The 14661-nt window shown below is 59.6% G+C and carries 15 protein-coding genes; 13 read left to right on the top strand and 2 right to left on the bottom strand.

Annotated elements, in window-relative coordinates; genetic code table 11:
- Positions 1-168: 168 nt before the first annotated feature.
- From puuE to ACOI8A_RS26700, 8 genes are all read left to right on the top strand, one after another.
- Entirely contained in the window at positions 169-1095 is a 927-nt protein-coding gene (gene puuE, locus ACOI8A_RS26665) for an allantoinase PuuE (protein ID WP_420650366.1), read from the top strand.
- Positions 1092-1607 carry a 2-oxo-4-hydroxy-4-carboxy-5-ureidoimidazoline decarboxylase gene (uraD, locus tag ACOI8A_RS26670; protein WP_420650365.1) on the top strand — a complete coding sequence of 172 codons (516 nt, stop codon included), beginning with the start codon at positions 1092-1094 and terminating at the stop codon, positions 1605-1607. The genes puuE and uraD overlap by 4 nt, the downstream gene beginning before the upstream one ends.
- 87 nt (positions 1608-1694) lie before the next feature.
- Positions 1695-2690, top strand: coding sequence for an allantoicase (gene alc / locus ACOI8A_RS26675; protein WP_420650364.1), 996 nt, complete (start codon positions 1695-1697; stop codon positions 2688-2690).
- 147 nt (positions 2691-2837) lie between these two features.
- Positions 2838-3341: an ureidoglycolate lyase gene (locus tag ACOI8A_RS26680; protein WP_420650455.1), complete on the top strand. Its 504-nt coding sequence runs from the start codon at positions 2838-2840 to the stop codon at positions 3339-3341.
- A gap of 50 nt (positions 3342-3391) precedes the next feature.
- Positions 3392-4702, top strand: coding sequence for a urate hydroxylase PuuD (locus tag ACOI8A_RS26685; RefSeq protein ID WP_420650363.1), 1311 nt, complete (start codon positions 3392-3394; stop codon positions 4700-4702).
- Positions 4703-4870: 168 nt separating this feature from the next.
- Complete coding sequence (locus ACOI8A_RS26690; protein ID WP_420650362.1) at positions 4871-6229, top strand: nucleobase:cation symporter-2 family protein; 1359 nt, start codon at positions 4871-4873, stop codon at positions 6227-6229.
- Positions 6230-6314: 85 nt separating this feature from the next.
- Entirely contained in the window at positions 6315-7100 is a 786-nt protein-coding gene (locus ACOI8A_RS26695; protein ID WP_420650361.1) for an outer membrane protein OmpK, read from the top strand.
- Between the two features lie 373 nt (positions 7101-7473).
- On the top strand, positions 7474-8259 hold the full coding sequence (locus ACOI8A_RS26700; RefSeq protein WP_420650360.1) for an outer membrane protein OmpK: 786 nt from the start codon (positions 7474-7476) through the stop codon (positions 8257-8259).
- Positions 8260-8360: 101 nt separating this feature from the next.
- Here the strand turns inward: ACOI8A_RS26700 and ACOI8A_RS26705 are convergent, their stop codons facing one another.
- Entirely contained in the window at positions 8361-9515 is a 1155-nt protein-coding gene (locus tag ACOI8A_RS26705; RefSeq protein ID WP_420650359.1) for a patatin-like phospholipase family protein, read from the bottom strand.
- Positions 9516-9550: 35 nt separating this feature from the next.
- Positions 9551-10483, bottom strand: a complete 933-nt coding sequence (locus tag ACOI8A_RS26710; protein ID WP_420650358.1) for a lipid A biosynthesis lauroyl acyltransferase — start codon at positions 10481-10483, stop codon at positions 9551-9553.
- A gap of 117 nt (positions 10484-10600) precedes the next feature.
- Here ACOI8A_RS26710 and minC point away from each other — a divergent pair, with 117 nt between their 5' ends.
- The 5 genes from minC to ACOI8A_RS26735 all read left to right on the top strand — a co-directional run bounded on the left by minC (position 10601) and on the right by ACOI8A_RS26735 (position 14658).
- Positions 10601-11338, top strand: coding sequence for a septum site-determining protein MinC (minC, locus tag ACOI8A_RS26715; RefSeq protein WP_420650357.1), 738 nt, complete (start codon positions 10601-10603; stop codon positions 11336-11338).
- A gap of 169 nt (positions 11339-11507) precedes the next feature.
- Entirely contained in the window at positions 11508-12320 is an 813-nt protein-coding gene (gene minD, locus ACOI8A_RS26720) for a septum site-determining protein MinD (RefSeq protein ID WP_259501137.1), read from the top strand.
- Positions 12320-12574: a cell division topological specificity factor MinE gene (gene minE / locus ACOI8A_RS26725; RefSeq protein ID WP_007944431.1), complete on the top strand. Its 255-nt coding sequence runs from the start codon at positions 12320-12322 to the stop codon at positions 12572-12574. The genes minD and minE overlap by 1 nt, the downstream gene beginning before the upstream one ends.
- Positions 12575-12665: 91 nt before the next feature.
- A complete protein-coding gene (locus ACOI8A_RS26730) occupies positions 12666-13301 on the top strand; it encodes an RluA family pseudouridine synthase (RefSeq protein ID WP_420650356.1) in 636 nt (211 codons plus the stop codon).
- 67 nt (positions 13302-13368) lie between these two features.
- Complete coding sequence (locus tag ACOI8A_RS26735) at positions 13369-14658, top strand: M18 family aminopeptidase (protein ID WP_420650355.1); 1290 nt, start codon at positions 13369-13371, stop codon at positions 14656-14658.
- The last annotated feature ends 3 nt before the right edge of the window (positions 14659-14661 follow it).

Genomic DNA, 14661 nt, shown 5'->3' on the forward strand with positions numbered 1-14661 from the left:
TGCAGGTTAGCGTCAATACCAGCAAAAGATGACAGCCGGTGAAAAATGCGAAAATTCAGACTTACAAAGTGCGAATAAAGTTGTATACAATCAGCCCATCACTGTGACGCCAGGTCGTCACCTACACCGACATTCAACACGTCGTCACGAATAAGAAGGAAGCATGCAGTGAGCGCTGACTACCCACGCGACCTGATCGGTTACGGCAGTAACCCTCCTCACCCACACTGGCCGGGCAATGCCCGGATCGCCCTGTCCTTCGTGCTCAACTATGAGGAAGGTGGCGAACGCAACATCCTGCATGGCGATAAAGAATCGGAAGCCTTCCTCTCGGAAATGGTCGCGGCCCAGCCTCTGCAAGGCGTGCGCAACATGAGCATGGAATCGCTTTACGAGTATGGCAGCCGTGCCGGCGTGTGGCGGATCTTGAAACTGTTCAAGGAATTCGACATTCCGCTGACCATCTTCGCCGTCGCGATGGCCGCGCAGCGTCATCCGGATGTGATCCGCGCCATGGTCGATGCCGGTCACGAGATCTGCAGCCACGGCTATCGCTGGATCGACTACCAGTACATGGACGAGGCGCAGGAACGCGAGCACATGCTCGAAGCGATCCGCATCCTTACCGAACTCACCGGCGAACGCCCGCTGGGCTGGTACACCGGTCGCACCGGCCCGCACACGCGTAAGCTGGTGATGGAAGAAGGCGGTTTCCTCTACGACTGCGACACCTACGACGACGACCTGCCCTACTGGGAACCGAACAACCCGACTGGCAAACCACATCTGGTGATCCCGTACACGCTGGACACCAATGACATGCGCTTCACCCAGGTCCAGGGTTTCAACAAGGGCGACGATTTCTTCGAATACCTGAAAGACGCATTCGACGTGCTGTACGCCGAAGGTGCCGAAGCGCCGAAGATGCTTTCGATTGGTCTGCACTGCCGCTTGATCGGCCGTCCGGGACGCATCGCTTCGCTGAAACGCTTTATCGAATACGCCAAAAGTCATGAGCAGGTGTGGTTCAGCCGTCGCGTCGACATCGCACGTCACTGGCACGCAACCCACCCGTACCAAGAGGCCGCCCAATGAGCCGCTTTCAAACTGTGCAACCGTCGACCCTGAGCCGCGACGCTTTCGTCAGCGCCTTCGCCGACATCTACGAACATTCGCCATGGGTGGCCGAGAAGGCCTACGACCTGGGTCAGGACGCCTCGATCGACGAGATCGAAACCCTGCACCAACGCATGAGCGACATCCTGTTGAGCGCCGATCACGCCACCCAGTTGGCTCTGATCAACGCTCACCCGGACCTGGCCGGCAAAGCTGCCGTCCAGGGCCAGTTGACCGAAGCCAGCACCAATGAACAGGCTGGCGCCGGTATTCACCAATGCACGGCCGAAGAGTTTTCGCGCTTCACCGAGCTGAACGACGCCTACAAAGCCAAGTTCAAGTTTCCCTTCATCATGGCGGTAAAAGGCAGCAACCGGCATCAGATCCTCGCGGCGTTCGAAACGCGCATTCACAACCCGCAAGACACCGAGTTCAAATGCGCGCTGGCGGAGATCAACAAGATTGCCCTGTTCCGATTACTGACTCTTTAGCGAGCCTGACCCGAGTGTCTTAGACGCGGAAAGCACCCAGGGTCTCGCAAGCATCCCAAGCCACTTATTTAAAGGCAGACAAGAAGAATGAAAGCTTACGCCGTACCTTTCGAGAAGTTCGTCAACCTGGCCGATGCCCGTCTGGGCACCAAAATCATCTCGGTCACCGATGACTGGTTCGCAGACGCCAATCGTCTGTTCCAACCGACCCCGGCCGTATGGAAGGAGGGCGTGTTCGATGACAACGGCAAGTGGATGGACGGCTGGGAGTCGCGCCGCAAGCGCTTCGAAGGCTACGACAGCGCAGTGATCCGCCTCGGCGTGCCGGGTTCGATCAAAGGCGTGGACATCGACACTTCATTCTTCACCGGCAACTATCCGCCGTCGGCTTCGCTGGAAGCATGCTTCCTGGCCTCCGGTGAGCCGGACGCCAACACCCAGTGGACTGAAGTGCTGTCGGCCGTCGAGCTGCAGGGCAACAGCCACCACTACCACGAAATCAGCAACGACCAGGCGTTCAGCCACCTGCGTTTCAACATCTACCCGGACGGCGGCGTCGCCCGTCTTCGTGTGTACGGCATTCCGTTCCGCGACTGGTCGTCCGTCGGTGACAACGAGCAAGTCGATCTGGCAGCAGCCCTGAATGGTGGCCGCGCCCTCGCCTGCTCCGACGAACACTTCGGCCGCATGAGCAACATCCTCAATCCGGGTCGTGGCATCAACATGGGCGACGGCTGGGAAACTGCACGGCGGCGTACGCCGGGCAATGACTGGGTGATCGTCGCGCTTGGCCATCCGGGCGAGATCGAAAAAATCATCGTCGACACCCTGCACTTCAAGGGCAACTACCCGGACACCTGCTCGATTCAGGGCGCATTCGTCAAGGGCGGCACCGACAGCCAGATCGAAACCCAGTCGCTGTTCTGGCGTGAGCTGTTGCCGGCGCAGAAACTGGAGATGCACGCCGAACACACCTTCGCCGAGCAGATCAAGGCACTGGGCCCGATCACCCACATCCGCCTCAACGTGTTCCCGGATGGTGGTGTAAGTCGCCTACGCGTACTGGGCAAGGTCGCTAAATAAGGTGGAACCCCTGTGGCGAGGGAGCTTGCTCCCGCTGGGTCGCGAAGCGGCCCCAAAAACTTGGGCCTGCTGCGCAGTCCAGCGGGAGCAAGCTCCCTCGCCACAAAAACAGAATCAACAACACAGAATCCGGATAAGAAGAACAGCATGCGCACATTGACGATTGAACCGCTGAGCAAAGAAGCCTTCGCCCCTTTCGGTGACGTGATCGAAACCGACGGCAGCGATCACTTCATGATCAACAACGGTTCGACCATGCGCTTCCACAAACTGGCGACGGTCGAAACCGCTACGCCTGAGGACAACGCGATCATCAGCATCTTCCGCGCCGACGCGCAGGACATGCCGCTGACCGTTTGCATGCTGGAACGACATCCGCTGGGCAGCCAGGCGTTCATTCCGCTGCTCGGCAACCCCTTTCTGATCGTGGTCGCGCCAGTTGGCGATGCACCTGTATCAGGCTTGGTCCGCGCCTTCGTCACCAACGGCAGGCAGGGCATCAATTACCATCGCGGCGTTTGGCACCATCCGGTGCTGACGATCGAAAAGCGGGATGACTTCCTGGTGGTTGATCGCAGTGGCACAGGCAATAACTGCGATGAGCATTTTTTCAAAGAGGATGAGCGTTTGATCCTCGCCCCCCACCAATAAGAGAAGGTCTGATCACTCGACAACAGAGTGACAGGCGAGAGGTAAAGACTGTGGAAGCACATCTGTTTGAATGGCTGAACCTGAGCGTGCGCTGGGTGCACATGATTACTGGCGTGGCCTGGATCGGCGCGTCGTTCTATTTCGTCTGGCTGGAGAACAACCTCAACCGCGTCAACCCGAAAACCGGTCTGGCCGGTGATCTGTGGGCGATCCACGGTGGCGGTATCTACCACCTGGAAAAATACAAACTGGCCCCACCGACCATGCCGGACAACCTGCACTGGTTCAAATGGGAAGCCTATTTCACCTGGTTGTCGGGGATCGCGCTGCTGTGCGTGGTGTTCTACTCCAATCCGACGCTCTATCTGCTGGCTCCCGGCAGTTCTCTGAGCGGCCCTGAGGGCGTGGCCATCGGTATCGGCTCGCTGTTCATCGGCTGGTTCATCTACTCGTTTCTGTGCGACTCAGCTCTGGGCAAGCGCCCTGCTCTGCTGGGTTTCATTCTGTTCGTGCTGATCATTGGCGCCGCTTACGGCTTCAGCAAGGTGTTCAGCGGTCGGGGTGCGTACCTGCACGTCGGCGCGATCATCGGCACCATCATGGTCGGTAACGTGTTCCGCATCATCATGCCTGCGCAACGTGCGTTGGTAGCGGCGATTGCCGAGAACCGCACGCCGGATCCGGCCCTGCCGGCCAAAGGCTTGCTGCGTTCGCGGCACAACAACTACTTCACCCTGCCGGTGCTGTTCATCATGATCAGCAACCACTTCCCGAGCACTTATGGCAGCCAGTACAACTGGTTGATCCTGGCCGGGATCGCCGTGTTGGCGGTGTTGGTGCGTCACTACTTCAACACCCGTCACGACAGCCACAAGTTCGCCTGGACCCTGCCAGTGGCAGCGGTGGGCATGATCACTCTGGCCTACGTCACCGGCCCGACGCCGATGGCAACTGCTCCGGAAGTGGCCAAGGCGCCAGCGAAAATCGAATACCAGCCATTGCCGGAAACCGCAGTGGGCGGTGGCCTGAAACCGGCTGAAGCGGCGCAACCTGCTGCTGCAGCGCCGGCCGCTGCACCGGCACAAGCGTCGAACGCCGGCCCGGGGTTCGACAAGGTGCACACGGTGATTCAGGAACGCTGCACGGTCTGCCATTCGGCCAAACCGACCAGCCCGTTGTTCAGCGCAGCGCCAGCCGGTGTGATGCTCGACACCCCTGACCAGATCCGCCAGAACGCCGCGCGGATTCAGGCACAAGCGGTCACCACGCAGATCATGCCACTGGGCAACATCACCCAGATGACCCAGCAGGAACGTGAGCTGATCGGTGCATGGATTGTGCAGGGGGCCCAGACCAACTAAGCAATAAAAGCATCGCTGGCAAGCCAGCTCCCACAGGGTTTTGCACTGCCTGTGTGGGAGCTGGCTTGCCAGCGATTGGCCGCAACGCGGTTTACCCGATGCAATGAAACAGCTGTGAGCCACCCGGCAGCTGTTCAATCACAAGAATAAAAAGATCCGAGGTGTTGCATGTCCGAGCTGTCCAAAGCGCGCATCCCCGACGCACCCGCCATTCAGCGATTGCCCCTTTTGCAACTGATTCTGGTCGGTTTGCAACATGTTCTGCTGATGTACGGCGGTGCCATCGCGGTGCCGTTGATCATCGGACAGGCCGCTGGCCTGAGTCGTGAAGAAATCGCCTTCCTGATCAACGCCGACCTGCTGGTCGCCGGCATCGCCACCATCGTGCAATCTATGGGCATCGGTCCGATGGGCATCCGCATGCCGGTAATGATGGGCGCAAGTTTTGCTGCGGTCGGCAGTATGGTCGCGATGGCCGGCATGCCGGGTATCGGTCTGCAAGGAATCTTCGGCGCGACTATTGCCGCCGGGTTCTTCGGCATGATCATCGCGCCGTTCATGTCCAGGGTTGTGCGTTTCTTCCCGCCGCTGGTGACCGGCACGGTCATCACCTCGATCGGTTTATCGCTGTTCCCCGTCGCCGTGAACTGGGCCGGTGGCGGTGCCGCCGCTGCAGAGTTCGGCTCACCGATTTATCTGGCCATCGCCGCGCTGGTGCTGGGCACAATCTTGCTGGTCCACCGCTTCATGCGTGGCTTCTGGGTCAACATCTCGGTGTTGATCGGCATGTGCTTCGGCTACGTATTGTGCGGCGCGATCGGCATGGTTGACCTGAGTGGCATGGCCAACGCGCCGTGGGTGCAATTCGTCACGCCGCTGCATTTCGGCATGCCGAAATTCGAACTCGCGCCGATCCTGTCGATGTGTCTGGTGGTGGTGATCATCTTTGTCGAATCCACGGGGATGTTTCTCGCGCTGGGCAAGATCACCGGTCAGGAAGTCTGCCCACGCATGTTGCGGCGCGGCTTGCTGTGCGATGCCGGCGCTTCGTTCGTCGCCGGGTTCTTCAACACCTTCACTCACTCGTCTTTCGCGCAGAACATCGGCCTGGTGCAGATGACTGGCGTGCGTTGCCGTTCAGTGACCATCGTCGCTGGCGGTTTGTTGATCGTGTTGAGTCTGCTGCCCAAAGCCGCGTATCTGGTGGCATCGATTCCGCCGGCAGTCTTGGGTGGCGCAGCGATTGCGATGTTCGGCATGGTCGCCGCGACCGGGATCAAGATTCTGCAAGAAGCCGACATCGGCGACCGCCGCAACCAACTGCTGGTGGCCGTGAGCATCGGCATGGGCCTGATCCCGGTGGTACGTCCGGAATTCTTCGCCCATCTGCCATTGTGGATGAGCCCGATTACCCACAGCGGCATCGCCATGGCGACCCTGAGTGCGCTGACGCTGAACCTGCTGTTCAACATCCTCGGTGGAGCCGAACGCGCAGCCATCAACGACTGTCACGCCCACCCGCACTGATCCGAGCGTTTACCCAAGGGGCCAGCCACGGCTGGCCCCCTCTCCACAGCTGTGCCTCAAAAATAAAAACAAGAGGGAGCAACAGATGATTCGCACGCAATCGAGTTTGCTATTGAGCGGCGGCTTGCTCGCCGCAACCCAGGCCATGGCCGGCGATTTATTGCTGTGGCAGACCAACAGCCTCAGCTACTTGTACGGCAAGAACTTCGCGATCAATCCGTCGATTCAGCAGACGGTGACGTTCGAGCACGCCGACAAATGGAAGTACGGTGACAACTTTCTGTTCGTCGACAAGATCTTCTATAACGGCGAGGAAGACCGTAACAAAGGCCCGCACACTTTCTACGGCGAATTCACCCCGCGTTTCTCGTTCGGCAAGATCTTCGATAAAAAACTCGAGTTCGGCCCGATCAAAGACGTGCTGTTGGCGATGACTTACGAGTACGGCGAAGGCGAGAGCGAGGCCTATCTGATCGGCCCGGGCTTCGACTTGAACGTGCCGGGCTTCAACTACGTCACCCTGAACATCTTCCGCCGCCAGACCGAAGGTCCGCGTCCCGGCGACGGCGTGTGGCAGATCTCGCCCGCCTGGTCTTACAGCATTCCCGTCGGTAATTCCGATCTGTTGATCGACGGTTATCTGGACTGGGTGGTCGACAACGACCAGAACGCGCGCGGCACTTACCACGCCAACCTGCACATCAATCCGCAGATCAAGTATGACCTGGGCAAAGCGCTCGGCTGGGGTCAGAAACAGGTGTATGTCGGCACTGAATACAGCTATTGGAAAAATAAATACGGCATCGAAAGCAGCCCCAACCTCGACACCAATCAGAACACCGCCAGCCTGCTGGTAAAGGTGCACTTCTAACATGACCCGCAACCGTGCCCCATGCCTGTCGTCAGTGCTCTGTTGCGGGGCACTTGAGACCTGGCCAAGGAGTCAGTATTCTCCGCCGCCATCCGAATTCGGTCTAAAAAAAAGCCCGAACTTAATTCCTGACCGAAAAGCCAACTTATCCAGGCTTGGGTCAGTAACAAGGCCTACCCGAATCACGCACAATCGACGGTTTTCGAGCCGCCGATGGGCGTTTTTTTGTTTTTCGAAAAGCCTTGGCGCAGCTCTTGCTAACAGCAAAGAAGCTGACCGGTTGGATGATTTTTGCAGCAACGAAAAAAGGCGCCACACCAGAGCGCCGATCTAAAAAAAATAAACGTGCAACACCTACTTTGGGAGCAACCGAATGAAACGTATGTGCACCAGCCTGATGTTGGCGGGATCGATGCTGGCCGGGGGTCAGGCCATGGCCGAGGGCCTGCTGCAATGGCAGAACAACAGCCTGACCTACCTCTATGGCAAGGACTTTCAAGTCAACCCGCGCATTCAGCAAACCGTGACCTTCGAGCACGCCGATGGCTGGAAGTATGGGGATAACTTCTTCTTCCTCGACAAGATCTTCTACAACGGTGGCAAGGACTTCAGCAACGGCCCGAACACTTACTACGGCGAGTTCAGCCCGCGCATCTCGCTGGGCAAGGTGCTCGATCAGAAGATCGAATTCGGTCCGATCAAAGACGTGCTGCTGGCGATGACTTACGAGTTCGGCGAGGGTGACACCGAGTCCTACCTGATCGGTCCGGGCTTCGACCTGGCGATTCCTGGTTTCGACTACTTCCAGCTGAACTTCTACCAGCGTCACACCGAAGGCCCGCGCGCCGGTGACAACGTCTGGCAGATCACTCCGGCCTGGTCTTACACCATCCCGGTGGGCAATTCGAACATCCTGATCGACGGGTTCATGGACTGGGTCGTCGACAACGATTCCAACTCCAAGGGCGACTACCACGCCAACCTGCACTTCAACCCGCAGGTCAAATACGACTTGGGCAAGGCGCTGAGTTTCGGCGAGAAGCAGTTGTATGTCGGTGTTGAATACGACTACTGGAAAGACAAGTACGGGATCGACGATACCGGCGCGTTCAAGACCAATCAGAGCACCACAAGCTTCCTGGTGAAGTTCCACTTCTGATAAAGATCAAAAGATCGCAGGCTGCGCCAGCTCCTACATTGGAACGCATTCCTCTGTAGGAGCTGCCGAAGGCTCGGGCCGCGATCGGACGATCTTTTGCTTTAAAAAGGCAACCCCAAAAACCGGCACAACTCCTCGCGTTTGGCCAACGCATCGCGCCGCCCCAGATCGATCAATTCGCTGCAATACCCCGCCTCGAATAGCAGATAACTCAATACCCCCGCGCCACTGGTCTTGGTCGCTCCCGGCCCGCGCAAAAACAAGCGCAACGCCGCCGGTAATTCCTGGCGATGGCGTGCCGCGATTTCATCAATCGGCTGACTTGGCGAAATCACCAGCACTTCAACCGGCGCCACACCCAGCGCCCGCGTCGGCGTGCCGTCAGGCATCAGATGGCTGAACTGATTCAGACGCTGCAGCAGCTCGATATCGCTCTCCAGACTGTCAATGAACGTACTGTTGAGCATGTGCCCGCCAATTTGCGCCAGCGTCGGTTGCTGACCGGTGTAGTTGCGTTGCACCGGCTGCGGATCGACACCGCGCGGGTTGCCGCTGACGCCCACCACCAACACCCGAGTCGCGCCCAGATGCAGCGCCGGACTGATCGGCGCCGACTGGCGCACCGCGCCGTCACCGAAATATTCCTCGCCTATCTTCACCGGCGCAAACAACAGCGGAATCGCCGAACTCGCCAGCAAGTGCTCAACCGACAACTGCGTCGGCACGCCAATCCGTCGATGACGCAACCACGCATCAATCGTCCTGCCGCCCTGATAAAACGTCACGGCCTGACCCGACTCGTAGCCGAACGCGGTCACTGCCACCGCGCGCAATTGCTTTTGCGCGATCGATTCGGCAATCCCGGGCATGTGCAGTTTGTCGTGGAGCAGATCGCGCAGCGGCGAACTGTTGAGCAGCGCCACCGGCAACTGCCGGCCAATGCCGAGCAGGCTGTGGCTGACAAAACGGCTGGCCTGACGGATCACGCCGGGCCAGTCGCTGCGCAGCACGCGATGGCTGCGAAAGCCCTGCCAGAACAAGGTCAGGCGTTCGATGGCGGCGCGAAAATCCGTGGCGCCGCTGGCCAGACTCACCGCGTTGATCGCCCCGGCCGAAGTGCCGACTATCACCGGAAACGGATTGTCCGCGCCCAGCGGCAACAATTCTGCAATCGCCGCCAATACGCCCACCTGATAAGCCGCCCGAGCCCCGCCGCCGGAAAGAATCAAACCTGTGACCGGTTCAGTCGGGCTCATCGCAACGCTCCATGGTGCTCAAGGGGAAAGGTCAATCAACGGCGTTTGGCGTACAACTTCGGCTCGCCCGGCGGCCGGCTCTTGAATCGGCGATGCGCCCACAGGTATTGCTCGGGGCAATCACGCAACACGCCTTCGACCCATTGGTTGATGCGCAGGCAATCAGCCTCTTCGCTCTCGCCGGGGAAACCTTCCAGCGGCGGATGGATCACCAGACGGTAACCGCTGCCATCGGCCAGACGTTCCTGGGTGAACGGCACCACCAGCGCTTTGCCCAGCCGCGCAAATTTACTCGTGGCGGTGACGGTCGCTGCTTGAATGCCGAACAGCGGGACGAAGATGCTTTGCTTGGCGCCGTAGTCCTGATCCGGTGCGTACCAGATCGCCCGGCCGCTGCGCAGCAACTTGAGCATGCCGCGCACGTCGTCGCGTTCAACCGCCAGCGAATCGAGGTTGTGGCGCTCGCGGCCCTGGCGCTGGACGAAGTCGAACAACGGGTTTTTGTGTTCGCGGTACATGCCGTCGATGGTGTGCTGCTGGCCAAGCAGCGCCGCGCCGATTTCCAGCGTGGTGAAATGCACCGCCATCAGAATCACGCCTTTGCCTTCACGCTGAGCGTTTTGCAGATGTTCCAGACCTTCGACGTGAGCCAGTTTGGCCAGACGCTCACGCGACCACCACCAGCTCATGGCCATTTCGAAGAACGCGATACCGGTGGACGCGAAATTCTCCTTGAGCAGGCGTTTGCGCTCGGCGGCGGATTTTTCCGGGAAGCACAATTCAAGATTGCGCTTGGCGATGCGCCGTCGGTCGCCGGCAAAGCGATACATCAACGCGCCCAAGGCACGACCGATCGTCAGTAATGCCGGATACGGCAACTGCACGATCAGCCACAACAGCCCAAGGCCGCACCAGAGCGGCCAGAAGCGTGGAGCAAGAAATGCTGTTCGAAAACGCGGGCGATCCATTAAAGCTTCCGTAAATGCAGTGGCCGCGCATTCTACATCGTTCGACCCGGCTTGCGGCTGGCCGGCGTTCTCGTTATAAGTCTCGGCACTTTCCGTGACAAGCCGTTGTATGCCGACATGAGCCAAACCGCACCGCCAGACCAAGTTTCCGTCTTTCAGTTGAAGGGCAGCATGCTCGCCATTACGGTGCTGGAGCTGACCCGCAACGACCTCGACAGCCTCGATCGGCAATTGGCCGCCAAAGTCGCGCAAGCGCCGAACTTCTTCAGCAATGCGCCGCTGGTGCTGGCCCTCGACAAACTGCCGCCGGGCGAAGGCGCGGTCGATCTGCCGGGTCTGATGCGCGTATGCCGCCAGCACGGCCTGCGCACACTGGCGATCCGCGCCAGCCGCATCGAAGACATCGCCGCCGCCATCGCCATCGACATTCCGGTGCTGCCGCCGTCCGGCGCCCGTGAGCGACCGTTAGAAGCACCCGAGCCGGAGGTGAAGAAAAAGCCGGAAAAACCGCCCGAGCCGACGATCAAAGCGACCCGCGTAATCACCACACCAGTACGTGGTGGCCAACAGATATACGCACAGGGTGGCGATTTGGTGGTGGTGTCTTCGGTCAGCCCGGGGGCGGAACTTCTTGCCGATGGCAACATCCATGTATACGGCCCGATGCGCGGTCGCGCACTGGCCGGGGTCAAGGGTGACACCAAGGCACGGATTTTCTGTCAGCAATTGAGCGCTGAACTGATCTCCATCGCCGGCCATTACAAGGTCTCCGAAGACCTGCGTCGTGATCCGATGTGGGGTTCGGCCGTACAGGTCAGCCTGTCGGGCGACGTGTTGAACATCATTCGGCTTTAACGGATACTGCCGCATTTTCCAAGCATCTCTAAAACGTAGCGAAAACGGCTCAAACGAAGTAGGAAAAAGGCCTAAAGCCAAATTCCAGCCAAGGCTGTCCGACTGCAGTAGTTTTCAAGAGATGTTTTTCAAGGGCTAGAAAGTCCTTCTTCCTTAGGGGTGAAACACCTTGGCCAAGATTCTCGTGGTTACATCCGGCAAGGGTGGTGTGGGTAAGACCACCACCAGCGCCGCTATCGGTACCGGCCTCGCTCTGCGCGGTCACAAAACAGTTATCGTCGACTTCGACGTGGGCCTGCGTAACCTCGACCTGATCATGGGTTGCGAGCGTCGCGTGGTGTATGACTTCGTCAACGTGGTCAACGGCGAAGCCAACCTGCAACAGGCGCTGATCAAAGACAAGCGCCTGGAAAACCTCTATGTGCTGGCCGCCAGTCAGACCCGCGACAAAGACGCGCTGACTCAGGAAGGCGTGGAAAAAGTCCTGATGGAGCTCAAGGAACAATTCGAGTTCGTGGTCTGCGACTCCCCGGCGGGCATCGAGAAAGGCGCTCACCTGGCCATGTACTTCGCTGATGAAGCGATCGTCGTGACCAACCCGGAAGTGTCCTCGGTACGCGATTCGGACCGCATGCTCGGCCTGCTGGCGAGCAAATCGCGCCGCGCCGAAAAAGGCGAAGACCCGATCAAGGAACACCTGCTGCTGACCCGCTACAACCCGCAGCGTGTGAGCGACGGCGAAATGCTCGGGGTCGAAGACGTCAAAGAAATTCTCGCGGTGACCCTGCTGGGTGTCATCCCGGAATCCCAGGCAGTCCTCAAGGCTTCCAACTCCGGTGTGCCGGTGATTCTCGATGACCAGAGCGACGCCGGTCAGGCGTACAGCGATGCGGTAGATCGCCTGCTGGGCAAAACCGTTGAGCATCGTTTCCTCGACGTCACTAAGAAGGGCTTCTTCGAGCGCCTGTTTGGAGGTCGGTAATGAACATTTTTGACTTCTTTCGTGCCAACAAGAAGCCAAGTACCGCATCGGTAGCGAAAGAGCGTCTGCAGATCATCGTGGCGCACGAACGCGGCCAGCGCAGTACCCCGGATTACCTGCCAGCCTTGCAGAAGGAACTGGTGGAAGTCATCCGCAAGTACGTCAATATCGGGTCCGATGACGTGCACGTTGCTCTGGAAAACCAGGGCAGCTGCTCGATTCTGGAACTCAATATCACCCTGCCAGATCGCTGAGTCGATCCAGCAGGAACGACGGCGGCTCAGGGCCATTCCCGCAACGGAATGGCCCTGAGCCGCCGTTGGCATTTGTTACGAGGCTGTTTTAATGCCGTTGTCCAACGTCCACATCATTTATCAGGACGCCGCCGTATTGGTGGTGAACAAACCGACCCTGTTGCTCTCCGTGCCCGGCCGGGCCGATGACAACAAGGACTGCCTGATCACCCGCCTGCAAGAAAACGGCTACCCGGAAGCACGCATCGTGCATCGTCTGGACTGGGAAACTTCCGGCATCATTTTGCTGGCGCGCGACCCTGACACCCATCGCGAACTGTCGCGCCAGTTTCACGACCGTGAAACCGAAAAAGCCTACACCGCTCTGGCGTGGGGCCAGCCGGAACTCGACAGCGGCAGCATCGACTTGCCACTGCGCTACGATCCGCCGACCAAACCCCGGCATGTGGTCGATCACGAATTCGGCAAAAACGCTCTGACTTTCTGGCGCGTGCTGGAACGTTGTGGCGACTGGTGCCGCGTCGAACTGACGCCGATCACCGGGCGCTCGCACCAATTGCGCGTACACATGCTGTCGATTGGTCATCCGCTGCTGGGTGACGGTCTCTACGCCCACGAACAAGCCCTCGCAGCCTGGCCGCGTCTGTGCCTGCACGCGAGCATGCTCAGCTTCACCCATCCACAGACCGGCGAGCGCTTGCGCTTCGAATGCCCGGCGCCGTTCTGACTCTGCACAATGTCCCAAGCTCCGGCCGATGCGTTAAACTCCCGCCCATCGCTGTCTGGAGCTTCTTATGCGCGAAGAGTTGAACCAAGGCCTGATCGACTTCCTCAAGGCCTCCCCTACCCCGTTCCACGCCACCGCCAGCCTTGTGCAACGTCTGGAGGCCGCCGGTTACATGCGCCTCGACGAGCGCGAGCCATGGAACACCGAGGCCAACGGCCGCTATTACGTCACCCGCAACGACTCCTCGATTGTCGCGATCAAAATGGGCCGCAACTCGCCGCTGCATGACGGCATCCGTCTGGTCGGCGCGCATACCGACAGCCCGTGCCTGCGCGTCAAACCGCAACCAGAGTTGCAACGTCAGGGCTTCTGGCAGCTAGGCGTAGAAGTCTACGGCGGCGCACTGCTCGCGCCGTGGTTCGACCGCGACCTGTCGCTGGCCGGCCGCGTCACCTTCCGTCGCGACGGCAAGGTCGAAAGTCAGCTGATCGACTTCAAAGCGCCGATTGCGATCATTCCCAACCTGGCGATTCACCTCAATCGTGAAGCCAACATGGGTTGGGCGATCAACGCGCAGACCGAACTGCCGCCGATCCTCGCGCAATTTGCCGGTGACGAGCGCGTGGATTTCCGTGCGGTACTCACCGATCAACTGGCGCGCGAGCACGGCCTGAATGCCGACGTGGTGCTGGATTACGAGCTGAGTTTCTACGACACGCAAAGCGCTGCGGTCATCGGCCTGAACGGCGATTTCATTGCCGGCGCGCGCCTGGATAACCTGCTGTCGTGCTACGCAGGCCTGCAAGCCTTGCTCACCGCCGACACCGAAGAAACCTGCGTGCTGGTCGCCAATGACCACGAAGAAGTCGGCTCCTGCTCCGCCTGCGGCGCCGATGGCCCGATGCTCGAACAGACCCTGCGCCGCCTGCTGCCGGAAGGTGACGAATTCGTCCGCACCATTCAGAAATCGCTGCTGGTCTCGGCCGACAACGCCCACGGCGTGCACCCGAACTACGCGGAAAAGCACGACGCCAACCATGGCCCGAAACTCAACGCCGGCCCGGTGATCAAGGTCAACAGCAACCAGCGCTACGCCACCAACAGCGAAACTGCCGGTTTCTTCCGCCATCTGTGCATGGCCGAAGAAGTACCGGTGCAAAGCTTCGTGGTGCGCAGCGACATGGGCTGCGGCTCGACCATCGGGCCGATCACCGCCAGTCACCTGGGCGTCCGCACCGTGGATATCGGCCTGCCGACGTTCGCCATGCACTCGATCCGCGAACTGTGCGGCAGCCATGACCTGGCACATCTGGTCAAAGTGCTGAGCGCGTTCTACGCTTGCCGCGAATTGCCGTAACCC

It is taken from the genome of Pseudomonas sp. P4795 (assembly GCF_048822895.1).
In the GTDB taxonomy this organism is placed as follows: domain Bacteria; phylum Pseudomonadota; class Gammaproteobacteria; order Pseudomonadales; family Pseudomonadaceae; genus Aquipseudomonas.